Origin of the sequence: Sphingomonas sp. PL20 (genome assembly GCF_017875905.1) — a bacterium.
GTDB classification, from domain to species: domain Bacteria; phylum Pseudomonadota; class Alphaproteobacteria; order Sphingomonadales; family Sphingomonadaceae; genus Sphingomonas; species Sphingomonas echinoides.
Window position 1 is genome coordinate 4,353,800 of sequence record NZ_JAGINH010000002.1, and the last position, 22,521, is coordinate 4,376,320.

The 22,521-nt window shown below is 64.8% G+C and carries 21 protein-coding genes and 1 tRNA gene; 17 read left to right on the forward strand and 5 right to left on the reverse strand.

Going from position 1 to position 22,521, the window contains the following annotated elements:
- Nucleotides 1–57 precede the first annotated feature (57 nt).
- The 5 genes from hutI to H4W01_RS20600 are packed head-to-tail and all read left to right on the forward strand — an operon-like array spanning nt 58 to nt 5,786.
- A complete protein-coding gene (hutI, locus tag H4W01_RS20580) occupies nt 58–1,254 on the forward strand; it encodes an imidazolonepropionase (RefSeq protein ID WP_209612978.1) in 1,197 nt (398 codons plus the stop codon).
- Complete coding sequence (hutH, locus tag H4W01_RS20585) at nt 1,251–2,771, forward strand: histidine ammonia-lyase (protein WP_209612979.1); 1,521 nt, start codon at nt 1,251–1,253, stop codon at nt 2,769–2,771. Before hutI ends, hutH begins: the two co-directional genes overlap by 4 nt.
- The gene (gene hutG / locus H4W01_RS20590) at nt 2,771–3,577 is read left to right on the forward strand and encodes an N-formylglutamate deformylase (RefSeq protein WP_443024812.1); all 807 of its coding nucleotides are present in this window, start codon (nt 2,771–2,773) and stop codon (nt 3,575–3,577) included. Before hutH ends, hutG begins: the two co-directional genes overlap by 1 nt.
- Nucleotides 3,574–5,229, forward strand: a complete 1,656-nt coding sequence (gene hutU / locus H4W01_RS20595; RefSeq protein ID WP_209612981.1) for a urocanate hydratase — start codon at nt 3,574–3,576, stop codon at nt 5,227–5,229. The genes hutG and hutU overlap by 4 nt, the downstream gene beginning before the upstream one ends.
- Nucleotides 5,229–5,786 carry a HutD/Ves family protein gene (locus tag H4W01_RS20600; RefSeq protein ID WP_209612982.1) on the forward strand — a complete coding sequence of 186 codons (558 nt, stop codon included), beginning with the start codon at nt 5,229–5,231 and terminating at the stop codon, nt 5,784–5,786. The genes hutU and H4W01_RS20600 overlap by 1 nt, the downstream gene beginning before the upstream one ends.
- Nucleotides 5,787–6,532: 746 nt before the next feature.
- Here the strand turns inward: H4W01_RS20600 and H4W01_RS20605 are convergent.
- Nucleotides 6,533–6,607: transfer RNA gene (locus H4W01_RS20605), tRNA-Gly, on the reverse strand.
- Nucleotides 6,608–6,807: 200 nt separating this feature from the next.
- Here H4W01_RS20605 and H4W01_RS20610 point away from each other — a divergent pair.
- From H4W01_RS20610 to H4W01_RS20620, 3 genes are read left to right on the forward strand one after another with little or no spacing between them, the layout of a single operon-like run.
- Complete coding sequence (locus H4W01_RS20610; protein WP_010405919.1) at nt 6,808–7,704, forward strand: tetratricopeptide repeat protein; 897 nt, start codon at nt 6,808–6,810, stop codon at nt 7,702–7,704.
- The gene (locus H4W01_RS20615; protein WP_209612983.1) at nt 7,701–8,339 is read left to right on the forward strand and encodes an LON peptidase substrate-binding domain-containing protein; all 639 of its coding nucleotides are present in this window, start codon (nt 7,701–7,703) and stop codon (nt 8,337–8,339) included. The genes H4W01_RS20610 and H4W01_RS20615 overlap by 4 nt, the downstream gene beginning before the upstream one ends.
- An 11-nt stretch (nt 8,340–8,350) precedes the next feature.
- Nucleotides 8,351–8,548, forward strand: coding sequence for a hypothetical protein (locus tag H4W01_RS20620; protein WP_209612984.1), 198 nt, complete (start codon nt 8,351–8,353; stop codon nt 8,546–8,548).
- Between the two features lie 207 nt (nt 8,549–8,755).
- Here H4W01_RS20620 and H4W01_RS20625 read toward each other — a convergent pair whose 3' ends face one another.
- A complete protein-coding gene (locus H4W01_RS20625; RefSeq protein WP_209612985.1) occupies nt 8,756–9,973 on the reverse strand; it encodes a UbiH/UbiF/VisC/COQ6 family ubiquinone biosynthesis hydroxylase in 1,218 nt (405 codons plus the stop codon).
- Nucleotides 9,974–10,098: 125 nt separating this feature from the next.
- Between H4W01_RS20625 and H4W01_RS20630 the strand changes: the two genes are divergently transcribed.
- From H4W01_RS20630 to ribA, 4 genes are all read left to right on the forward strand, one after another.
- Nucleotides 10,099–12,402: a DNA translocase FtsK gene (locus H4W01_RS20630; RefSeq protein ID WP_010405925.1), complete on the forward strand. Its 2,304-nt coding sequence runs from the start codon at nt 10,099–10,101 to the stop codon at nt 12,400–12,402.
- A gap of 62 nt (nt 12,403–12,464) precedes the next feature.
- Nucleotides 12,465–13,076 carry a LolA family protein gene (locus H4W01_RS20635; RefSeq protein ID WP_010405927.1) on the forward strand — a complete coding sequence of 204 codons (612 nt, stop codon included), beginning with the start codon at nt 12,465–12,467 and terminating at the stop codon, nt 13,074–13,076.
- A gap of 210 nt (nt 13,077–13,286) precedes the next feature.
- Nucleotides 13,287–14,081, forward strand: coding sequence for an exodeoxyribonuclease III (locus H4W01_RS20640; protein ID WP_209612986.1), 795 nt, complete (start codon nt 13,287–13,289; stop codon nt 14,079–14,081).
- Nucleotides 14,078–15,139: a GTP cyclohydrolase II gene (ribA, locus tag H4W01_RS20645; protein WP_209612987.1), complete on the forward strand. Its 1,062-nt coding sequence runs from the start codon at nt 14,078–14,080 to the stop codon at nt 15,137–15,139. Before H4W01_RS20640 ends, ribA begins: the two co-directional genes overlap by 4 nt.
- On the opposite strand, the gene H4W01_RS20650 is transcribed toward ribA, so the two are convergent.
- Both H4W01_RS20650 and H4W01_RS20655 read right to left on the reverse strand, forming a co-directional pair.
- Nucleotides 15,136–15,798 carry an HAD family hydrolase gene (locus H4W01_RS20650; protein ID WP_010405932.1) on the reverse strand — a complete coding sequence of 221 codons (663 nt, stop codon included), beginning with the start codon at nt 15,796–15,798 and terminating at the stop codon, nt 15,136–15,138. The genes ribA and H4W01_RS20650 overlap by 4 nt on opposite strands.
- Entirely contained in the window at nt 15,795–16,472 is a 678-nt protein-coding gene (locus tag H4W01_RS20655) for a YggS family pyridoxal phosphate-dependent enzyme (protein ID WP_209612988.1), read from the reverse strand. Before H4W01_RS20655 ends, H4W01_RS20650 begins: the two co-directional genes overlap by 4 nt.
- Between H4W01_RS20655 and H4W01_RS20660 the strand changes: the two genes are divergently transcribed.
- Nucleotides 16,465–17,010, forward strand: coding sequence for a thiamine phosphate synthase (locus H4W01_RS20660; RefSeq protein WP_010405935.1), 546 nt, complete (start codon nt 16,465–16,467; stop codon nt 17,008–17,010). The two genes, H4W01_RS20655 and H4W01_RS20660, sit on opposite strands and share 8 nt — an antisense overlap.
- Here the strand turns inward: H4W01_RS20660 and H4W01_RS20665 are convergent.
- Nucleotides 17,007–17,720, reverse strand: a complete 714-nt coding sequence (locus tag H4W01_RS20665) for a porin (protein WP_029622748.1) — start codon at nt 17,718–17,720, stop codon at nt 17,007–17,009. The genes H4W01_RS20660 and H4W01_RS20665 overlap by 4 nt on opposite strands.
- Nucleotides 17,721–17,963: 243 nt before the next feature.
- On the opposite strand from H4W01_RS20665, the gene H4W01_RS20670 reads away from it, so the two are divergent.
- From H4W01_RS20670 to H4W01_RS20685, 4 genes are read left to right on the forward strand one after another with little or no spacing between them, the layout of a single operon-like run.
- Nucleotides 17,964–18,413 carry a DUF3576 domain-containing protein gene (locus H4W01_RS20670; protein ID WP_010405938.1) on the forward strand — a complete coding sequence of 150 codons (450 nt, stop codon included), beginning with the start codon at nt 17,964–17,966 and terminating at the stop codon, nt 18,411–18,413.
- A gap of 13 nt (nt 18,414–18,426) precedes the next feature.
- Nucleotides 18,427–20,982: a leucine--tRNA ligase gene (leuS, locus tag H4W01_RS20675; RefSeq protein WP_209612989.1), complete on the forward strand. Its 2,556-nt coding sequence runs from the start codon at nt 18,427–18,429 to the stop codon at nt 20,980–20,982.
- Nucleotides 20,979–21,476: an LPS assembly lipoprotein LptE gene (gene lptE, locus H4W01_RS20680; RefSeq protein WP_209612990.1), complete on the forward strand. Its 498-nt coding sequence runs from the start codon at nt 20,979–20,981 to the stop codon at nt 21,474–21,476. Before leuS ends, lptE begins: the two co-directional genes overlap by 4 nt.
- Nucleotides 21,477–21,497: 21 nt before the next feature.
- Nucleotides 21,498–22,520 carry a DNA polymerase III subunit delta gene (locus H4W01_RS20685; protein WP_209612991.1) on the forward strand — a complete coding sequence of 341 codons (1,023 nt, stop codon included), beginning with the start codon at nt 21,498–21,500 and terminating at the stop codon, nt 22,518–22,520.
- Nucleotide 22,521 lies beyond the last annotated feature (1 nt).

Below are 22,521 nucleotides of genomic sequence, written 5' to 3' on the forward strand. Positions count from 1 at the left end.
CTTGGGGGTGGACAGTAACCCTTGGTCGTGGTTTTGTATAGACAATTGGAGGGAGCAATGGCGAACCGTGTTTGGCGCAACGCACGACTGGCGACAATGGTGGGGGAGGGGATCGGCATGGTTGCCGACGGGCTCATCGCCGCGGCCGAAGGGAAGATCCTTTATGCCGGTGCAGCTTACGCTGCGCCCACATTCCACGATGCCCAGACAGTCGACTGTGAAGGGCGCTGGATCACGCCGGGGTTGATCGATTGCCATACCCACTTGGTCCACGGCGGCGATCGTGCCGGCGAGTTCGCCTTGCGACTCGAAGGTGCAACGTATGAACAGATTGCGCGCGCGGGTGGCGGGATCGTCTCGACGATGCGCGCTACTCGCGCGGCGAGCGAGGACGAGTTAATAGCCCAGACGCTCCCGCGTCTGGACGCACTGTTGCGTGAAGGCGTGACGACGGTAGAAGTGAAGTCGGGCTATGGCCTGTCGCTTGGCGACGAGTTGAAGATGCTCCGGGCAGGCCGCGCTCTCGGGCGTGAGCGGGATGTGCGTGTCGTCACCACGTTCCTCGGCGCCCACGCCCTACCGCCTGAATTTGCCGACGATGCTGATGGGTATGTCGGGGTCGTTATCGAAGAGATGCTCCCCGCCGTGGCTGAAAGCGGCCTCGCCGATGCGGTCGATGCCTTTTGCGAGGGCATCGGCTTCTCACCTGAGCAGACCGAACGCGTGTTCGTGGCGGCTGCGGCACACGGGTTGCCGGTGAAGCTTCATGCCGAACAACTGTCGGCGCTCGGGGGGGCGAGCCTCGCCGCGCGCTTTCGGGCGCTCTCGGCGGACCATTTGGAATATGCGACCGTTGATGATGTCGCCGCCATGCGCGACGCAGGCACGACCGCGGTTCTGCTGCCGGGTGCCTATTATTTCATGCGCGAGACGAAGCTGCCGCCCATTTCCGCGCTGCGCGCGGCGGGTGTGCGAATCGCGCTTGCGACCGATTGCAATCCTGGCACCTCACCGCTCACTTCGCCCCTCCTCGTGCTCAATATGGCGGCCACGCTGTTCCGCATGACCGTGGTTGAGGCGCTGCGCGGCGTGACGATCAACGCCGCGCATGCGCTCGGCCTGGCCGGCGACATCGGCTCACTGGAAGTCGGCAAGTCCTGTGACCTCGCAATCTGGTCGATCGAGGACCCCGCCGAGCTGGTCTACCGGATCGGCTTCAACCCCCTTCACACCCGTATCAGGAATGGCCGATGATCCTTCGCCCGGGCAACGTACCCTATGCCGATTGGCGCGCCATTTATCATGGCGCCGCCCCTCTACTCGACGATGGCTGTCGCGCGGCAATCGCCGCCAGCGCCGCTTCCGTGGAGCGGATCGTGGCACGCGGCGAGCCGGTCTATGGCATCAATACCGGTTTTGGTAAGCTCGCCAGCGTTCGTATCGATACCGCAGACCTCGTGACGCTTCAGCGCAACATCGTGTTGAGCCACGCGGCCGGGGTGGGCGAGGCGATGCCAGGCCCGATCGTGCGGTTGATGATGGCGCTCAAGCTCGCCAGCCTCGCCCAGGGGGCGTCGGGCGTTCGCCCGTCGACCGTCGCCATGCTTGAGCAAATGCTTGTCAAGGGTCTCATCCCTGTCGTGCCGGCGCAGGGCTCGGTTGGCGCAAGCGGTGATTTGGCGCCCCTCGCGCACATGACAGCCGCCATGATCGGCGTCGGGGAGATCATCGTGGATGGGCTGTTCAAGCCCGCTGCGGCTGCGTTGGCCGAGGCAGGACTTGACCCACTCGAACTAGGACCCAAGGAGGGGCTGGCGCTTCTCAACGGCACGCAGTTCAGCACGGCCTACGCTCTTGCCGCCCTGTTCGAGGCAGAGCGCATCTTTCGTGCAGCGCTCGTGACCGGGATAATCTCGACCGAAGCCGCAAAGGGCTCCGATGCCCCCTTCGATCCACGCATCCATGCGCTTCGCGGCCATCGCGGCCAGATCGACACCGCCAATGCGCTACGCGCGATGATGTCGGGTTCGGCGATCCGCGCCAGCCACCGCGACAACGACGTGCGTGTTCAAGATCCCTACTGCCTGCGCTGCCAGCCCCAAGTCATGGGTGCGGTGCTCGACCTGCTACGTCAGGCCGCCACCACCCTCATCGTCGAGGCGAACGGGGTCAGCGACAATCCGCTCGTCTTTCCCGAAACCGACGAAGCGTTGTCGGGCGGAAATTTCCATGCCGAGCCGGTCGCTTTTGCGGCCGACATGCTGGCCATGGCGCTGTGCGAAATTGGCAGCATCACCGAACGCAGGATCGCCATGCTAGTCGATCCGGCCCTCTCCGGATTGCCGGCGTTCCTGACCCCCAAGCCAGGCCTCAATTCGGGATTCATGATTCCGCAGGTCACGGCCGCGGCGTTGGTTAGCGAGAACAAGCAGCGCGCCTATCCGGCATCGGTCGACTCCATTCCGACATCGGCCAATCAGGAAGATCACGTCTCGATGGCGGCGCATGGTGCACGCCGCCTTCTTGCAATGGCGGCAAACGTCGATGCCATCATCGGCATCGAGCTTTTGGTCGCCTGCCAGGGATGCGATTTCCACGCACCACTGGCATCGAGCGACGCTGTCGAGGCAGTCCGCATGCGCCTGCGTCAGGACGTCCCGACCCTTGCCGATGACCGGTATATGGCGCCTGACATTGCGGCCGCCATGAAACTTGTGGCCAATAACGTTCTCGCTGAGATGGTCGGCGAGCTGCCGGGCATCGCGGCATGATCCCGTCCTGGCTGACGGTGCGGCGCGCCGACACGCCGTTGATCCTGGCGATGCCGCATGGCGGGATCGAGCTTCCCGATGGTCTGGCCGATGCGTTTCGTTCGCCATGGCTCGCGCAACGAGACGCCGATTGGCATATTCAGGCGATTTACGCTGGGCTGGTCGATGCCACGGTCATCGCCACCAGCGTTTCGCGCAGCATCATCGACGTCAATCGTGATCCGTCGGGGGCATCGCTGTATCCCGGACAGGCCACGACCGATCTCTGTCCGACGACAACCTTCGACGGTGAGCCGCTTTATCGCAACGAAGCCTCAGTACCGGACGACGCCGGCATCGCCGATCGACGCGCGACGTGGTTCGATCCGTACCACGCAGCGCTCGCCGGCGAGATCGCCCGCCTTCGCGCGTTGCACGCAACCGTCGTCGTATATGATTGCCACTCGATCCGCAGTCGCATCCCAAGACTGTTCGACGGCGAATTGCCCGTGTTCAACATCGGGACCAATGGCGGCGCGACCTGCAATCCCGCGCTTCGCGAAGGCGTGATCAGGGCGTGCGCCGCCTCCGACCAGAGCTACGTCGGCGATGGTCGGTTTCGAGGTGGTTGGACGACGCGCAACTATGGCCGGCCAGACGACGGCGTCCACGCGATCCAGATGGAATTGGCCATCCGCGGATACCTCACCGAGCCTGAAACGCCGTCGTCGCACAACTGGCCGCCGCCTTTCGATGCCGCGGTTGCCGCGCCCATGCGAGTGACCCTCTCGACCATTCTGACCGCCTGCCTGGAGTTCGCCCGATGAACCGCCTCGATACCTCCCGCACCATACGACCCGCGACCGGCGCGGCGATTACCGCGAGGAGTTGGCAGACCGAAGCCGCCATGCGCATGCTGATGAACAACCTCCATCCTGATGTCGCCGAGAACCCGCACGAGTTGGTGGTCTACGGGGGCATCGGTAGGGCCGCGCGCGATTGGCCGAGCTACGACAAGATCGTCGAAACGCTGCTCCGGCTGCAAGACGATGAAACTCTGCTGGTGCAGTCGGGTAAACCTGTCGGGGTCTTCCGCACCCACCCGGACGCCCCGCGTGTGCTCATCGCCAACTCAAATCTGGTGCCGAAGTGGGCGACCTGGGAGCATTTCGATGCGCTCGATCGTAAGGGCCTTGCGATGTACGGGCAGATGACAGCCGGCTCGTGGATCTACATCGGCACGCAAGGCATCGTCCAAGGCACCTACGAGACCTTCGTCGAGATGGGCCGCCAACACTACGACGGCGATTTATCGGGCAAATGGCTGCTAACGGCCGGCTTGGGCGGGATGGGCGGCGCGCAGCCGCTGGCGGCCGTCATGGCGGGTGCCTCCTGCCTCGCGATCGAATGCCAGCAAAGCCGCATCGATATGCGGCTGCGGACCGGCTATCTTGATCGCGCGACCGACAATCTCGATGAGGCCTTGGCGATCGTCACCGGCGCGACGTCGCCGGTCTCGGTCGGGCTGCTCGGCAACGCGGCCGAACTCCTGCCCGAGATGCTCAAGCGCGGCGTGCGTCCGGACCTTCTTACCGATCAGACCAGCGCTCACGATCCGGTCAATGGCTACCTGCCTTCGGGCTGGAGCGTCGAGCGTTGGCACGCGACGCGCGAGCAAAACCCGGGTGCGGTGGCCGATGCGGCTAAAGCCTCCATGGCGCGCCATGTCGAAGCGATGCTCGCTTTCCAGCAGGCAGGAGTCCCGACTGTCGACTACGGCAATAACATCCGCCAGGTCGCCAAGGACGAAGGTGTCGAGAACGCGTTCGACTTTCCCGGGTTCGTGCCGGCCTATATTCGACCGCTCTTCTGTCGTGGTGTAGGGCCGTTCCGCTGGGTGGCGCTTTCAGGTGATCCCGAGGACATCTACAAGACTGACGCCAAGGTCAAAGAGCTGCTCCCCGACGACACGCATCTGCATCGTTGGCTCGACATGGCGCGCGAGCGGATCCAGTTCCAGGGCCTGCCGGCCCGCATCTGTTGGGTGGGCCTGGGGGATCGCCATAGGCTCGGCCTCGCGTTCAATGAAATGGTGGCACGGGGTGAATTGTCGGCGCCGGTGGTCATCGGACGCGACCATCTCGATTCAGGGTCCGTCGCGAGCCCGAACCGCGAGACCGAGGCGATGCACGACGGATCGGACGCCGTATCCGACTGGCCATTGCTCAATGCGCTGCTGAACACCGCGTCGGGCGCGACCTGGGTTTCGCTCCACCATGGCGGAGGCGTGGGAATGGGCTACTCACAGCACGCTGGCATGGTGATCGTGGCCGATGGCACCCCCGAAGCAGCGGCGCGGCTCGAACGCGTGTTATGGAACGACCCGGCCACGGGAGTCATGCGGCATGCGGACGCCGGCTATCCGATCGCGCTCGAATTCGCTCGCGAGAAGGGCCTCGACCTGCCGGCGATCCTTTAATGGGCGCGCCGGTCGTGTTGAGGGCGGCTGCACGCGAGCTTCGGCCATGGAAGAACGGCAGTGGTCGTACCAGCGAGGTCGCAGCCTGCCCGCTCGGGAGCGGCATGGACGACTTTGGGTGGCGGATCAGCATCGCCGATGTCGATGCAGACGGTCCGTTCTCGCTCTTTCCAATGGTGCAACGCCACATCGTGATCTTGTCTGGAACGCTCTGCCTTCGCTTCGATGATCAAGACCGCATGCTCTCGGTCGGGGAAGAGCCGTTTTCGTTCTCGGGAAGTTCGTCTGTCGTCGGCAATCTCGTTGATGGTCCGGTCCGCGATCTAAATTTCATGGTGCGGAGCGACCGATACGATGGACACCTACGAATCGTCGGCCCGGGCTCCTCGCGAGCGGCGTCGCCCTGCACGGTCATCGTCACCCTTCAGGCCGCGACGATTATGATCGACGAGGCGAAGCTCGAGCTGCACGCCGAAGATGCTCTAATGGTGACGGGGCCAGCCAATATCGAGAGTGCGTCATCGCTGATCCTCGCGGAGATCCGGCCGCTCCCCTGAGTTCACCGGCACGCCCATCGTACGCCCCGACCGGGTTCAGCTTTTCGCACTTGCTGTTACCGGCTTGGCACGATGAGGGGGCAACGCTTTCCCGAATGGGAAGGCTCGATGGGAAGCCTGGGGCCGGATCAGCCTTTTAGGCGCGTCGTCGAGGCGCTTTCCCAAAACGTGTTCCCGAATGTATTTTTCCGAAACTGCCAGTTGGAGATGGAGGAACGGGACTGCAGCGAGTGCTTGAAGTGACCGGTTTCAGGAGGCTGTCGCGATCGGCGGGACGGCCGACATTGGGGCGACTGCAGGCAGCTTCATGACGGTCGGTCGGCGGCTCCTGTCAGATCCGGACGTTCGCGCCGTCACGCAGGAACGGCGATATCTGGTCGACACCCGCCGGTCCATTCAGGTCCGCTGAACGAAAGCGTCATTACCGTCCGCTCGTCCTGCCTGTCGCGTAACGGCCAAATACTGCTGTTGGAAAAATTCGAATCCGGCAAAGGGCGGACCGGCGAGCCCTGATGCTCGGGGAATTCGACGCCTGCTCCATCGCCTGCCAAGGGCGAGGGTTCCGCGGATGCCCGTCGATTCGGGATGGGAGCGCTTCACCGGACAAGATTAGATTACCGCCAACGCCGGTCTTGGCACAAATGGAGCGCCCGGCCTCGGTGCGGACCAAGTGCGGACCATCGCCCCGTCACTGCTTTCGTGGTTGGGCGACTTACGCTGTAAGTCGCTGTTTCTTCTAAAGAAACTGGAGCGGGCGAAGGGATTCGAACCCTCGACCCCAACCTTGGCAAGGTTGTGCTCTACCCCTGAGCTACGCCCGCTCTGGCGTTACGGCCCAATCCGTCGCTGACTGGGCAGGTAAGGCGGCGGGCTCTAACAGCGACATTCACGCTCGGCAACCCCCTTATCGCAGCAAAGTGCATTCGCTGCCCCGATCGTGCGAAAAGGGTTGGCTTCGCGGCCCGAGCAACCACATAAGGCCGGGCACACTGGATTGGAGCGACACTTGGCTACCCTTGGTATGAGCAGCGCCGAACGCGACGCCGTGGAGAGCTTCCGCCGCGACGTCGTCGAACCGTCGATGACCAAATTGGTGATCATCGATTTCTGGGCGGAATGGTGCGGGCCGTGCAAGGCGCTGACCCCGCTGCTCGAAAAGGTCGCCGCCGCTTATGCCGACAAGGGCGTGGTGCTGGCCAAGATCGACACCGACAAGAACCAGTTCATCGCCGCGCAATTCCAGATCAAGTCGATCCCGACCGTCTATGCCATGTTCCAGGGGCAATTGGTCGCCGATCTGACGCCGGCGCGCAGCGAAACGCAGTTGCGCACGATGCTCGACCAGATTCTGAAGCAGCTGCCGATCGAAAGCCCCGAGGCGAGCCTGGAAGCCGAGCTCGAACCGCTGATCGCGATGGGCGAGCAAGTGCTGGTCGAAGGCGACGCGGCGCGCGCCGTCAGCGTGTTCGCGCAGCTCGCCGAAATGGCCCCCGAGCATCCCGCCGTCCTGTCGGGCATGGTCCGCGCGCTGGTCGCCGACAAGCAGACCGATGCCGCCGAAGCGGCGATCGCGGCGCTGCCCGAAGAGATTGCCAAGCTGCCCGAGATCGAGCGCGCGCGCAGCGCACTTGCGCTGGCGCGCGAGGCCAGGCCGGTTGACGATCTCGCCGGGCTTGCCGCCGAAGTCGCCGCCAACCCGCAAGATTTCGACAAGCGCTTCGCCCTGGCCGGTGGTCAGATGGCGGCGGGCGACCGCGATGGGGCTGCGGCAACGCTGCTGGCGATGATTGCCGATGATCGCAGTTGGAACGAAGGGGCCGCGCGGACGCAGTTGCTCAAGCTGTTCGAAGTTGTCGGGTTGGAAGATCCCTGGGTGTCGGCGCAGCGGCGCAAGCTATCCGCGATCCTGTTCGGGTGACGACGACGCGGCTCTCGATCTTCCCGCTGGCAGGGGCGTTGCTCTTCCCGAGGATGCATTTGCCGCTGCACATCTTTGAGCCGCGCTACCGCGCGATGATTTCCGACGCGATGGCGCGCGACCGCCGAATCGGCATGGTGCAGCCGCGCCCCAATCTTCCCGCGGGTGCCGGCGGTCGCGCCGACAAGCCCGCTTTGTTCGACATTGGTTGCGTCGGCAAGATCGCCGAGTTCGAGGCGAGCGAGGACGGCCGCTACAACCTCATCCTCGAAGGGCTGTCGCTGTTCCGCATCGTGCGCGAACTGGACGTGGCAACCGCGTTCCGCCAGGTCGAGGCCGAGCTGATCGCTGCCCCCGCCACCCCCGAAATACTGTCGCTCTCGCGCCGCTCCGCGCTGGAGAGCGAATCGCGCGCTTTTGCCGATGCGCAGGGCTATGCGGTCGATTGGGACGCAGTGACGCGGCTCGACGACGAATCGCTCGTCAACGGCATCGCGCAGATCGCGCCCTTCGATGTGGCGGCAAAGCAGGGGTTGCTCGAAGCGGGCAGCATTGAGAATCGCGCCGAATTGATCATCCAGCTTATGCAGTTTTTCGGGCGGCATGACGGCGAGGAATCGGTGACGCTGCAATAGGGGCACGCGCAATGAGCAAGGCCAAGCGCAAAGGCCGCATCGGCGGTGCTGCGATGATGATCGGGATGTTCTTCGCGACGCTGTTCGACCCGAAAAAGGCGGCAGCGGTGGTGCAGATCGATACGCAGCGGCGAATTGGCCGCGAAAGCGAGCGTATCGCAGCTACCGCCAGTGCGCCGCCGACCGGCGCCGGGGATGTGCGCAACTGATCGTCGCGCTGCGGGATATCGGTGGATGTGTGTTCGCGCGGAGGCGCGGAGGACGCAGAGAGGGTGCGCGTCACTTGCCTAACGCTACCCCCGCGAGAGCCTGAGCCAAGGAACGGTATGGGGTAGCAGAGATCTGCTAAGAAGGGGATTCTCTCCGCGCCTCCGCGCCAACCCAATCAACGCACCAGCGTGCGCTGCCGCCTGAAGCTAAACCGTCATCCCCTGGAGCAACTTCGGCACATCGCCGCTCTCGCCACGCGCCTCCGCGATGAAGCGGCGCTTCAGCGGCGGCATGTGCTGCACCGCCGACAGGCCGAAGCGCCGCACCGCATTGGCGGTTTTGCCCGGCACGCCGAACAACCGCGTCAACCCATCGGTCGCGGCGGCCACCATGAAGGTGTCGAGGCTGCGCCAGCGATCATAACGCGCGAGGAGTTGCGGATCGCCGAGATCGAGCCCGGTGCGCTTGCCCTCGACCAGCACTTCGACCAGCGTCGCCACGTCGCGGAACCCGACATTGACGCCCTGGCCCGCGATCGGATGGATCCCGTGCGCGGCATCGCCGACCAGCGCCAGCCGGTTCGACACGATCTTGGCGGCATGGTGAAAGCCGAGCGGATAGCTCATCCGGTTGCCAAGCGGACCGAGCTTGCCGAGAAAGCCACCGATGCGCTTGTCCGCCTCGGCCAGCCAGCCGCGATCGGACAACTTCATCATCCCCGGTGCCTGATCGCGCGTGACCGACCACACGATGCACGAGCGGTGGCCCCGTTCATCATCGTTGAGCGGAAGGATGGCGAACGGACCGTCGGGATAGAAGATCTCGAAGGCGATGTTTTCGTGGGGGTGTTCATGGTGCAGCGACGTGACGATCGCGGCATTGTCATAGCTCCAGCGCGCGACCCGCAGACCCGCTGCCTCGCGCGTCGGCGAATTGCGGCCTTCCGCCGCGATCAGCAATGGCGCGGTGATGACCGCGCCCGAATCGAGCGTGACGGTGACGCCGTGTTCACCGCGATCGACCGCGACCGCGCGCGTTTTCATCCGCACGTCGACCAGCGGGGCCGCCGATGCTGCTTCGAACAACGCCGCGCGCAACCGCCGATTCTCGACCATATGGCCGAGCGCGTCCTCGCCCGCATCAGGCTCGAAATCGAGCACACCAGGCTCCAGTCCATCGCTCACGCGGATCCCCGCAATCGGGCAGGCGAATGCGCCAAGACGATCGGCCACCCCGATCGCGCCGAGCATCCGCCACGGTGCACCGGCAATCGCTGAAGCGCGGCCGTCAAAGCCGGCGGCGAGGATCACCTCGGGATCGGCAATGTCGATGACGATGGCGCTGAGCCCGTGCCGGTCGAGCGCCACGGCGAGCGCGCTGCCGACGAGCCCGCCGCCGAGAATGATGACGTCTGCTTGGTTCATAGCTTGCTGTAGCGCTTCGACCGGGGCGTGCCAACGGCTTCGCCAACCGCTCCAGCCTTGACGCCACGCCCCGCGCGCGCGATGATTCCACGGGACAGACAGCGAACATTTGGGATTTGGAAAGCATGGCGAGCCGCGCGCAGCCACCGTTGTGGCGTGAAACCGTCCGGGCCGGCGCGGTGCGCAGCGGCGCGTTGATCGCCGCGATCACACTGGTCGCGCTGGTCGCGCTGATCGTGGTCGCGCTGGCGAGTTACCATGCCAGCGATCCCTCGCTCAACACGGCGTCGGCTGGTCCGGCGCGCAACTGGCTCGGGCGGGGCGGGGCGGTGGTCGCCGACGCGGCTTTCTGGCTGTTGGGTCCGGGAATCGCGCTGGTGCTGCCGACGGTGTTGCTGATCGCGCTGCGATTGTGGCGCGACGTGCCGGTTGGCCGCTGGCAGCGGATGCTGCTCAGCGCGTTGGGCGGCATCGGATTGCTCGGCACCGCGTTCGCGCTGGTATCGGGCGCGGCGGTGGCGTGGTTGCCGGCCGGGTGGGGCGGGGTGATCGGTCTTGCCGTGTCGGACCTGCTCCGCGCGGCAATCGCGCTGATCGGCAATAGCGCGGCAGTGTTGTGGACGACGCGCGGTGCCGCTGCGATCATCGGCCTCGCCGGGGTCGCGCTATGGGCCTATAGCTTCACCATCGACATGGCCGAACGACCCGTGCGCGCACCGCGCGCGCCGAAGCGGCTGACCGACCGGCGCGCGACCGCCGAAATCGAACCCGAACGATTCGTGCCCGAATCGCCGCGCAAGCTGCCAATGCCACGCGCGGTGGCGACGCCCGACGTTCGACCCGGACCGGTGATTTCGGAACGGCAAATGACGCCGGTCACCACCGCCAAACCCCGCGAGAAGCAGACCTCGCTCGATTTCGGCGACAAATCGCATTTGCCCTCGGTCGATTTGCTCAAGCCGACCCCGCCCTCGGTTGGTGGGCCGATCGACAAGGTCGCGCTCGACCGCAATGCGCGGCTGCTGGAGACGGTGCTGAGCGACTTCCACGTCAAGGGGTCGATCATCAATGTGCGACCGGGCCCAGTGGTGACGATGTACGAGCTGGAACCGGCGGCGGGCATCAAGGCCAGCCGCGTGATCCAGTTGGCGGACGATATCGCGCGCAATATGTCGGCGGTGTCGGCGCGCGTGGCGACCATTCCGGGCCGCACCGTTATCGGTATCGAGCTGCCCAATGCGCGGCGGGAGACGGTGGGCTTGCGCGAGTTGATCGATTCGCTGGACGATCAGCCGGGCGCGTTGTCGCTGGTGCTGGGCAAGAATATCGCGGGCGACCCCGTTATCGCCGACCTCGCCCCGATGCCGCATTTGCTGGTCGCGGGTACGACCGGCTCGGGCAAGTCGGTCGGGCTCAACTGCATGATCCTGTCGCTGCTCTATCGGCTCAAGCCCGAAGAGTGCCGGATGATCATGATCGATCCCAAGATGCTCGAACTGAGCATGTATGAGGACATTCCCCACCTCTATGCCCCGGTGGTGACCGATCCAGCCAAGGCGGTGCGCGCGCTCAAATGGACGGTCGAGCAGATGGAGGACCGCTACCGGCAAATGTCCTCGCTCGGCGTGCGCAGCCTCGCCAGCTTCAACGACAAGGTCCGCGCGGCCAAGGCCAAGGGCCAGCCGCTCGGGCGCAAGGTGCAGACCGGCTATGAACCCGTTACCGGCGCGCCGATCTATGAAGAGGAAACGCTCGATTATCAGGTGCTGCCGCAGATCGTAGTGATCGTCGACGAGCTTGCCGATTTGATGATGACGGCGGGCAAGGAAGTCGAATTCCTGATCCAGCGCCTGGCGCAAAAGGCGCGCGCGGCGGGCATCCACTTGATCATGGCAACGCAGCGCCCGTCGGTCGACGTCATCACCGGCGTGATCAAGGCCAATTTGCCGACGCGAATCAGCTTCCACGTCACCTCCAAAATCGATTCGCGCACCATTTTGGGCGAGCAGGGGGCCGAGCAGCTGCTGGGCAAGGGCGACATGCTGTATATGCCCGGCGGCAAGGGCATCGTCCGCGTGCACGGGCCGTTCGTGTCCGATGACGAAGTCCGCGCGGTCGCCGATCACTGGCGCGCGCAAGGGCGGCCCGACTATAACAATGCCGTAACCGAGGAGCCGGAGGATGGCTTCGCGCTCGACGGTGCGCCGATTGGCGAGGATTCGGCCGAGGATCAGCAATATCGCGCGGCGATCCAGCTGGTGGTGGAAAGCCAGAAAGCCTCCACCTCGTGGCTGCAACGCCAGCTGCGCGTTGGCTATAACAGCGCGGCGCGACTGATCGAGCGGATGGAGAAAGACAATATCGTCGGTCGCCCCGATCATGTCGGCCGCCGCGAAGTGCTGCGCGACCGCGACGGCAATCCCGTCTAAGGCGCGTGTTCAGAGCGGGTTCAAGCCGGTCGCGCTTTAGGTCGCCCGGTCAGGAGATATGTGTGTTCAACCAGTTCAAACCTGCTTTGGCCTTGCTCGCCCTTCCCGCTCTGGTGGCGGCCGCCCCGGTCAACGACTTGGCCCATGTGCAAAACCATTTGCGCGCCGTCGAAAGCATGACCGCGACCTTCACCCAGACCGACCGATCGGGCAAACTGCTGACCGGCGTGCTGACACTGAAAAAGCCGGGCAAGATCCGCTTTCAATATGAAAAAGGCGTGCCGATCCTGATCGTCAGTGACGGCAAGTCTTTGTGGTTTCTCGATTATTCGGTCGCGCAGAAGCAACGCTGGCCGATCGCCGGTTCCCCGCTCGGCATCCTGCTTGATCCCTCGCGCGACATGAGCAAGATCGCCACGGTCGTCGCGACCGACAATCCCAATGTAATCGCCGTCGATGCGGCGGACCCGAAGCATCCCGAATATGGCCGGATCAGCCTGGTGTTCGCGCGCAACGCGACGGCACCGGGCGGGCTGATGCTGCAAGGGTGGGTTGCGCTCGATTCGCAGAACAATCGCACGACGATCCGGCTGTCGAACCAGCGTTTCAACGCGCCCGTCGCCGACAATGCCTTCCAATGGCGCGATCCGGTGCGCCCGACCGGCAAAAAATAGCTTTCATTCATATTGGCGACAGGTTGCGGCGCATAAAGACGGTTTTGCGGATGAGGACGTTCGGGATTTCCCCCTGTTACCCGAACCTTCGCTTCCCGCCTGCGTGACGAACGCTAGGTCGGCCCTCGCTCCATGCCCCCGGAGCGAGGGCCTTTCCATGCCGGGGGATGGCGGCTGGCGTGGCCTGCCGCGCCTCGCTAGAGCAGGATGATGACCGCTTCGCTCAAGATTGTTTCGTGGAACATCAACTCGGTTCGGTTCCGCATCGAAATCGTCGAGAAGTTCCTGCGCGAATCCGCCCCCGATATCCTGTGCCTGCAGGAAACCAAGGTGATCGATCAGGACTTTCCGACTGCGGCGTTCCGCGCGCTCGGCTATCGCCATATCGTGCTGCACGGGCAGCGGATGCACCACGGGGTCGCGATTCTCTCGAAAGTGCCGCTGGTCGAGGACGACCGCTTCGACTGGCAGGCGAACCGCGAGGCGCGCCATGTCGGGGTGCGGCTCGAATCGGGCATGCGGATCGAAAATGTCTATGTCCCGGCCGGCGGCGACGTGCCCGATCGCGAAGCCAATCCCAAATTCGGCCAGAAGCTCGATTTTCTGGAACGGATGACGCGCTGGTCCGAATCGCTTGCGGTGCCGACGCTGCTGGTTGGCGATCTCAACATCGCGCCGCTTGAGGCGGATGTGTGGAGCCACAAGCAATTGCTGAACGTCGTCAGCCATACGCCAATCGAGGTTGCTGCGCTCGAGCGGCTCAAGGCGTCGAACAGCTGGGTCGATCTGGGGCGGCACTTCTTCCCGGCACCGGCGCGGCTCCACACCTGGTGGAGCTATCGCTCGGCCGATTGGACCGTCAACGATCGCGGGCGGCGGCTCGACCATATGTGGGCGACCGCCGATGTTGCCGCAAAGGCCCGGCGGCACCATGTGTATGAAGAGTGCCGTAGCTGGCTGAAACCGTCGGACCATGTTCCGATCATGACTGAGTTCGACATTTGAACGATCCGCACAAGACCGCGCTCGCCATCGATGCCCTGCGGCGGGGCTGGCCGATCGCGCTTGCCGGGCAGGACGGCACCTTGGCGCTGCTGCCGATCGAAACCGCCGACCCTGCTCGGCTGGCCGCGTTTGGCCCAGGTGGAGCGGCAAGCCTGTTGCTGTCCGCCGGACGCGCAGCGACCCTGACGCTCGCCAATCAGCGCGACGCCGCCGCGCCCGATTCGCCCGTGCTGATCGAACGCGCGCCCTGGCTCGATTTCGCGACCGCGACCGCGCTGGCCGACCCGCAATTTGACCTTCAAGTCCCCATGAAGGGTCCGTTCCGCGCGCACTGTCTGGTCGAGCGCGATGCGGGCGCGGCGGCGCTGCGCCTCGCCCGCATCGCCGGGATGCTACCCGCCTTCTTCGTATTGCCGGGCGAATCGGCGGCGCTGGTGCTTACACCGGGCGACATCGACGCCCATGAAAATGCCGCACGCCTGACGATCGCGACGCGCGCGCATCTGCCCGTCGTCGGTGCCGAGGACGCCGAGATCGTCGCCTTTCGGACACCCGAAATGCCCGGCGAACATATCGCGCTGTTGATTGGCAAGCCCGATGGTCGCCCCCCGCTCGTGCGGCTGCATAGCGAATGCCTGACCGGCGACATGCTTGGCAGCCTGAAATGCGATTGCGGGCCACAACTCCATGCCGCGATCGATGCCGTCGCGGCGAGTGGCTGGGGCATGATCCTGTATCTGCGCCAGGAAGGGCGCGGGATTGGCCTGATCAACAAATTGCGCGCCTATGCGCTGCAGGATCAGGGGTTCGATACCGTCGATGCCAATACGCGGCTGGGCTTTGCCGTCGATTCGCGCAATTTCGCGGTGGCAGCGCGGATGCTCGACTTGCTAGGCCAACGGTCAGTGCGGTTGCTGACCAACAACCCGCAAAAGGTCGCGCAACTCGAGGCCGCCGGAATCGCGGTGGTCGAGCGCGTGCCGCACATCCTGCCCGCCAACCCGCATAACGAACGCTATCTGGCGACCAAGCGCGACCGCACCGGCCACCAATTTTAGGCGATCAGCGCCGCGATTTCATCGAAGGTCTCGGCCACATCATGGACGCCGATCGAGCGCAATTTGGCGGCGTGATCGGGGCCACAATGCGTCGCACCGACAAACCCGATGACATGCGCCCCCGAAGCCACGGCACCGGTCGCGCCGACGGGCGAATCCTCGACGATCACCGCCCGCGCAATGTCGATACCGAGCGCCTGGGCGGCGTGGAGATAGATATCGGGCGCAGGCTTGCCACGGGTGACATGCTCCTTGCCCGAAAAGATCCGGTCGCCAAACACGTCGCGCAGACCGATATGCTCGAGGTGCCGCGTGATCCAGGCGGTCGTGCTCGACGAGGCGATCGCCTTGGGCAAGGCGTCGGGCAGGCCAAGCACGAACTTGACCGCACCCTCGACTGCATCAACGCCCTCATGCATCGCGCGTTGATCCTCGATTCGGCGCGCTGCGTGAAAGTCTTCCGGCAGCGACCGGCCGATCCAGTTTTCGACCGCGCCGATGAAGGACGCACCCGACAACCCCATGAAATTGGCAAAGGAATCCTCAGGCGTCGTAGGATGGCCGATGCTCGTCAGATAGGCCGCGATCTGGCGATTGCCGACCGCTTCGCTTTCGATCAGGACACCGTCAAAGTCGAAAATAATGCCATCGAAGGTCATGCACGCGCTCCAAATAAGGCGCTGCCAATGCGAACATGCGTCGCCCCCAGCATCACCGCCGTCTCATAATCCCCCGACATGCCCATGCTGAGACCGTCAAGGCCGTGGTCGCGCGCGAGCTTGGCAAGCAACGCGAAATAGGGCGCAGCCTCGGTGTCGGCCGGCGGCACCGCCATCAGCCCGCCGATCGGCAAATCCGCCGCGCGCGCCGCCTCGAGCAGGGCCGGGAGCTGGTCGATCGCGCAACCACCCTTTTGCGCTTCGTCCCCGATATTGACTTGGACAAAGCAGGTTGGGCGGCGACCCTGCCGCTCCACCGCGCGGGCGAGCGCGGTGATGAGGGAAGGGCGGTCGACCGAATGGATCGCGTCGAACAAGGCGACCGCATCCTCGGCCTTGTTCGACTGCAACTGCCCAACCAGGTGCAGCGCGATGTCCGGGAACGCCGCGCGTAGCGCAGGCCATTTGTCCTGCGCTTCCTGCACGCGATTTTCGCCAAAAACGCGCTGTCCTGCGGCTAGCAAGGGCGCAATCTCTGCGGCGGATTTGGTTTTTGAAATTGCGATCAGCGTCACCGCATCGGGTTTACGGTCGGCAAGCGCGGCGGCGCGGGCGATCGTCGTCTTAACGGAAGCGAGCGCTTGCGCGGGTGCGGTGGGGTCGTCGATGGCCATTGCCGGCGCTATAGGCGGCGACATGGCCCTTCGTCACCCCATAAGCGAACGCGCACTGCCCAAGCTGTGGTTGATGACCGACGAGCGGATGGGCGAGGCGTTATGGGCGGCGCTTGCGGCGCTGCCGCGCGGCAGTGGCGTCGTCTTCCGTCATTTCGCCACCCCCGAGGCAGCGCGGATCGCGACGTTCAACCGCATCGCGACCATCGCGCGGCGGCGTGGCCTGGTGCTGGTGCGCGCTGGAGCCAATCGGCAGCCGGTCCATTTGGGCGCGGCGCATTCGGTGCGCGAAGGGATGGCAGCGCGGCGGGCCGGAGCCCATGCCATTTTGGTATCGCCGGTCTACCCGACGCGCACCCATCCGGGTGCCCGCGCGCTCGGGCCGGTGCGTGCGGCGCAGATCTCGCGCGCGGTTGGCCTTCCCGCGATCGCGCTGGGCGGCGTCACGGTCCGGCGATTCCGGGGCCTGAAACAGCTTGGCTTTGTTGGTTGGGCGGCGATTGACGGGCTCACGCCCCTTCGCCCCGGCAGAGTTTAGAAGCGGAAGGCCGTTCCGATATACACAGCCTGGCTGTCACGACGGCCGCTATCGGTGTTCGGCTGGGTGATCAGGCGCTCGCGCTCATCTTTATACCGAACGCCCGCAGTCACATCGAGACGGCGAGTCAGCGAATAGGAACCACCAACGTCGATCGAATAGGCCGGTGCATCTTCGGTCAGCTTGGGCGTGCCCGCAAGCGGACGATCCGCCCCGGCCTTTACGCGACCGGTGAAACGATTGCCGGTATAGCTGACCCCGACTTCAGCCGACTCACGGCCACCCGGCAGCCCCGCCAGATCGACCTTCGACACATCGCCCGAAAGCGCGAAGCGTTTCCAGCCAACGGCGACGCCGAGATTATAGGCAATTGGCGTAAGATTGACTGTTGCGGCGGGGACAGGTGCGCTGCGATCGACCACCGTCGTTCCGCGCGCCGACCGCGCCCGAATCGCAACCGTCACCGCATGCGATCCATCGCGTCGGCCATCCGACGGGGTGAAGCGAAAGCCGCTCGTGTCCAGCCCGCCACGGGCGAACAAAGCGGCGAGCCTTGGATCCGCCGAGGCTGGCGTAAAGGAACCGATCCCCCGCACTGCCAAAGCGTTATGCTTGGGTGCAGGGCGTACGCCGGGCATGTCGCTTGCGCCAACTGCGGGAGCCACAGCGATGCCGAGGGCGACAAGCGCCCCCGTAGCAATCCCGGACATCCAACGAGCAGAAAACACGCAAGGCCCCTCTTCCAGCGCCTGTTTGGCACCGTCATGTGACAACGCGCCTATCACGATTCAATTGCGTACCGCCACTATCTTGACTCAATTTCTCGAGAGAGTGTCACGAAGGACACACAGCACGGCTCCCCCGGCGGCGCTGGACGTGTCGCTTGCGGCACGCGCGAGACATTCTATAGATACCGACGTCCCCCAACACCCAGTTTTGTTCAGGAACCGCCGATGACCCGCCGCCCACGCACCGCGATCGTGGTTTCGTTCGCTCTTGCCGCCTCTTTGTCGCTGGGGGCCTGCGCCCATAAGCGTGCCCGGCCGCAAAGCGCCGATCTCGCCGCTTCGAAAGTGACCACGATCGGCGTCAACGCCTATCTGTGGCGCGCCAGCCTCGATACGCTGAGCTTCATGCCGCTGCTGCAGACCGATTCCAACGGCGGCGTGATCGTGACCGATTGGTACATCAATCCGGCAGCCCCCGCCGAGCGGATCAAGGTCACCGTCACGATCCTCGACCAGGATCTTCGCGCCGATGGCCTCCGCGTCGCCGCGCTGCGCCAGGTCAATCAAGGCGGACAGTGGGTTGCGGCCCCGGTCGAAGCCTCCACGGTGCAGAAGCTGGAGGATATCATCCTGACCAAGGCGCGTGACCTGCGTCGCGCTGCCGTAGCCCAGTAGGATCCAGCCCCTCATGGCGTCACGCTTCAACGCGCTGAAGGCGGACGCGGCATGGCAGAAGGTGTGGGACGACGCCCGCACCTTCGCCGCACGCGACGATTCCCCCAAACCGCGCTCCTATGTTCTTGAAATGTTTCCGTATCCTTCGGGGCGGATCCATATGGGCCATGTCCGCAACTATACGATGGGCGACGTGCTGGCGCGCTATCGCCGGATGACAGGCATGGAAGTGCTCCACCCGATGGGGTGGGACGCCTTCGGCATGCCGGCCGAAAATGCCGCGATGGAAAAGGGTGTTCACCCCGGCGGCTGGACCCGCGACAATATCGCGACGATGAAGGCACAGCTCAAACGGCTGGGCTTCGCGCTCGACTGGACGCGCGAGCTGGCGACGTGCGAGCCGGATTATTACGGGCACGAACAAGCGCTGTTCCTGGACCTGTTCGCGCACGGCCTGGTCTATCGCAAGGAAAGCTCGGTCAATTGGGACCCGGTCGACATGACCGTGCTCGCCAATGAGCAAGTCATCGACGGGCGCGGCTGGCGCTCGGGCGCGTTGGTCGAGCGGCGCAAGCTGTCGCAGTGGTTCCTCAAGATCACCGATTTCGCCGACGAACTGCTCGAAGGACTGGGCGGCCTCGAACATTGGCCCGACAAGGTCCGGCTGATGCAGGAAAACTGGATCGGTCGCAGCCAGGGGCTGCAATTCCGCTTTGCGCTGTCCGATGGCGGTGCGGTCGAGGTCTTCACCACGCGCCCCGACACGATCTTCGGCGCGAGCTTCGTCGCCGTCGCCGCCGACCATCCGATTGCGCAAGCGCTGGCTGAGCGCGATTCGGCCGCGACCGACTTCATCGCCTTGTGCAAACGCGGCGGGACGACTGCGGCGGAACTGGAGACGCAGGAAAAGCTCGGTTTCGACACCGGGCTGACGGCGGCTCACCCGTTCGACCCGACGATCCAACTGCCCGTCTACATCGCCAATTTCGTGCTGATGGACTATGGGACAGGGGCCGTGTTCGGCGTTCCCGCGCACGATCAGCGCGACATGGACTTTGCGCGCAAATACCATCTGCCAGTCCGCCGAGTCGTGTCCGATGGCGACGACACCGATCCCACCTTCGTCGGCGACACCGCTTATACCGGGCCGGGCACGCTGGTGAATTCCCACTTCCTCGACGGTATGGACATTGAGGATGCCAAGCGCGCGGTGATCCAGCGGGCTGAGGGGGAGGGCTGGGGGACCGGCTCGACCGTGTTCCGCCTGCGCGACTGGGGCGTCAGCCGCCAGCGCTATTGGGGCACGCCAATCCCGATCATCCATTGCGACGCCTGTGGTGCGGTGCCGGTGCCCAAGGACCAGTTGCCGGTGATCCTGCCCGAAGACGTGACCTTCGACATTCCCGGCAATCCGCTCGATCGCCACCCGACGTGGAAGCACGTGGCCTGTCCATCGTGCGGCGCGGCGGCGCGGCGCGAGACCGATACGCTCGACACCTTCGTCGATTCGTCCTGGTATTTCATCCGCTTCGCCAGCCAGCCCAAGGACAAGCCGTTCGATCGCACGGTAGCCGAGCAATGGCTGCCGGTCGCGCAATATATTGGCGGCGTCGAACATGCGATTCTGCATCTGCTCTACGCGCGCTTCTGGACGCGCGCGCTGCGGCACATCGGGATGCTCGACATTGCCGAACCCTTTGCCGGGCTGTTCACCCAGGGCATGGTGACGTACGAAACCTATAGCCGCCAGATCACCGAACTTGGCAGCGACGGCGTCGATTCGATCACCAAGCAGCGCTGGTTGTCGCTCGACGACATCGAAAAACGCGGCGACGGCTATGTCGAGCGCTTGACCGGCGAAGCCGTGACGGTCGGCCGCGTCGAGAAGATGTCGAAATCGAAGAAGAACACCGTCGATCCGACCGGCATTGTCGACCAATATGGGGCCGACGCCACGCGCTGGTTCATGCTGTCGGATTCGCCCCCCGAACGGGATTTGCCGTGGAGCGAATCCGGGATCGAAGGATCCTGGCGCTTTATCCAGCGCCTGTGGCGGTTGTTCGATGGCGACCGCAGCGGGCTTGCGGCCGGAACCGACAACATCGCGCTTGAGCGCAAGCTGCACCAGACGATCGCGGGTATTGCCATCGATATCGAAGCGCTCGCCTTCAACAAGGCGGTCGCCAAGCTGTATGAGCTGGTCAACGCGATCGAACGGGCCGAGCCCTCGGCGTCGCGCGACACCGCGATCGACACGCTGATGCGGCTGATCGCGCCGATGGCCCCGCATCTGGCCGAGGAAGCCTGGTCCGTGGCGGGCAAGCCCGGCCTGATCGCCGATGCCCCGTGGCCAACCGTCGACGCGGCCTTGTTGATCGAGGACGAAGTCACTGTCGCTGTCCAAATCAACGGCAAGCTGCGCGATACGCTCGTTCTGGCCAAGGGCCTGCCGCGCGAGGAGATTGAGGCCGCCGCGCTGGGCTCTGAAAAGATCGTCCGCATCCTTGACGGCAAAGCGCCGCGAAAGGTGATCGTCGTGCCAGACCGTCTCGTGAATATCGTCGCATGAAGCGCGCCCTCGCCCTTGCCGCGGTTAGCCTCGCTCTGTCGGGATGCGGGTTGCATCCGCTCTATTCGGGCGGAAGTGGGGGGGCGGTTGCCACCACGCTGGCCGAAGTCGATGTCGCGCCGATCGAAGGCAAGGCCGGGTGGCTGATGGCCAATGCACTCCGGGATCGGCTGCATTCCTCGGCCACGCCGCGCTATCGGCTTGAGATCAAGCTCGACGACAAGATCGTCGGGCTCGGCGTGCGCCGCGACGACAGTATCTCGCGCGAGCGGCGGACCTTGCGGGCACGCTATCAGCTGATCGATTTGAACAACGGCGCGGTCCTGCTGGATGCGGCATCGGGTTCGGACGCCGGGATCGACGTCGTCAATTCCGAATATGCCACGATCGCGGCCGAGAATACCGCGCTCGAGCGCCTTTCGGGGATTGTCGCCGACCAGATCGTCGCGCGCGTCGCCACCTATGTGCAGCGAACAGCGCCTGAAAAGCCCTGATCCGATGTGCGGGGCGCGCGCATGAAGGCCAACCTCAATCAGTTGACCCGCGCCATCGATGCCGTGGCGACCAACGCCGATATTCGCCTGTATCTTTTGCACGGCCCGGATGAGGCCGGCGCGCGCGACGTCGCCGCACGGCTTGGCCGGATTATGGGACCCGATGCCGAGCGTGTCGATCTCGAACCGGGTGCCCTGAAGAGCAATCCCGGTCGTTTGGCCGACGAAGCAGCCTCCATGTCGCTGTTCGGAACCGCGCGCTATATCCGCATTGCGGGGGCAGGGGAGGACTGTGTCGAAGCCTGCACGCTGTTGCTGTCGGCCGAGCGCGCGGGCAACCCGGTGGTGATGATCGCGCCATCGGTAAAAGGGTCGTCGGCGTTGGTAAAACTGGCGACCGCCAGTCCGCGCGCCATGGCCTGCGTCTTTTATGTGCCCGAAGCGGGGGAAGCCGACAAGATCGCGGCCAGCATCGCGCGGGAGCAAGGGCTGCGGACCACGGGTGGCACTGCCGCGCGTATCGCGCTGGCCGCAGGCGGGGATCGTGCTGTGATGACGCGCGAGCTTGAAAAGATCGCTTTGTATCTCGACGCGGCACCCGAACGCCCGCGCGAAGTCGACGATGCGACGCTCGATGCGGTCGGTGCCGATTTGGGGGATTCGGAAATTTCGCGCGCGATCGATGCTGCGGTGGACGGCGGCCCCGATCGCCTGGCGGACGAGCTCAGTCGCTTGGGGGTTGCGGGGGTCTCGCCGATCCCGCTGCTGCGGCAACTCGTACGCCGGCTGATGACACTCGCCGAACTGCGCGCCGAGATCGATGGGGGAGCGAGCGCCAATGCTGTGATGGAACGCGTGTTCTTTCGCGAACGCGCGACCACCGCGCGGGCGCTGCAGATCTGGTCAGCCCCGAAAATCAGCGAAGCGATCGACCGCGTCCGCCGCGCCGAGCGCGCGACGATGGCGACGGGAAATGCCGGTCCGGTGCTGGCCGATTCCGCCATGGTCGCGGTGGCGCGCATGGCGGCACGTCAGCGCGGATAAG

Coding starts and splice junctions, on each gene's coding strand:
- H4W01_RS20660 (WP_010405935.1), top strand. CDS start 16,465: ATGGCCATTGCCGGCGCTATAGGCGGCGACATGGCCCTTCGTCACCCC.
- hutU (WP_209612981.1), top strand. CDS start 3,574: ATGAACCGCCTCGATACCTCCCGCACCATACGACCCGCGACCGGCGCG.
- hutI (WP_209612978.1), top strand. CDS start 58: ATGGCGAACCGTGTTTGGCGCAACGCACGACTGGCGACAATGGTGGGG.
- H4W01_RS20630 (WP_010405925.1), top strand. CDS start 10,099: ATGGCGAGCCGCGCGCAGCCACCGTTGTGGCGTGAAACCGTCCGGGCC.
- H4W01_RS20685 (WP_209612991.1), top strand. CDS start 21,498: ATGAAGGCCAACCTCAATCAGTTGACCCGCGCCATCGATGCCGTGGCG.
- H4W01_RS20650 (WP_010405932.1), bottom strand. CDS start 15,798: ATGACCTTCGATGGCATTATTTTCGACTTTGACGGTGTCCTGATCGAA.
- H4W01_RS20640 (WP_209612986.1), top strand. CDS start 13,287: ATGACCGCTTCGCTCAAGATTGTTTCGTGGAACATCAACTCGGTTCGG.
- lptE (WP_209612990.1), top strand. CDS start 20,979: ATGAAGCGCGCCCTCGCCCTTGCCGCGGTTAGCCTCGCTCTGTCGGGA.
- hutH (WP_209612979.1), top strand. CDS start 1,251: ATGATCCTTCGCCCGGGCAACGTACCCTATGCCGATTGGCGCGCCATT.
- H4W01_RS20665 (WP_029622748.1), bottom strand. CDS start 17,720: ATGTCCGGGATTGCTACGGGGGCGCTTGTCGCCCTCGGCATCGCTGTG.
- H4W01_RS20600 (WP_209612982.1), top strand. CDS start 5,229: ATGGGCGCGCCGGTCGTGTTGAGGGCGGCTGCACGCGAGCTTCGGCCA.
- H4W01_RS20625 (WP_209612985.1), bottom strand. CDS start 9,973: ATGAACCAAGCAGACGTCATCATTCTCGGCGGCGGGCTCGTCGGCAGC.
- leuS (WP_209612989.1), top strand. CDS start 18,427: ATGGCGTCACGCTTCAACGCGCTGAAGGCGGACGCGGCATGGCAGAAG.
- H4W01_RS20620 (WP_209612984.1), top strand. CDS start 8,351: ATGAGCAAGGCCAAGCGCAAAGGCCGCATCGGCGGTGCTGCGATGATG.
- H4W01_RS20655 (WP_209612988.1), bottom strand. CDS start 16,472: ATGGCCATCGACGACCCCACCGCACCCGCGCAAGCGCTCGCTTCCGTT.
- H4W01_RS20610 (WP_010405919.1), top strand. CDS start 6,808: ATGAGCAGCGCCGAACGCGACGCCGTGGAGAGCTTCCGCCGCGACGTC.
- H4W01_RS20670 (WP_010405938.1), top strand. CDS start 17,964: ATGACCCGCCGCCCACGCACCGCGATCGTGGTTTCGTTCGCTCTTGCC.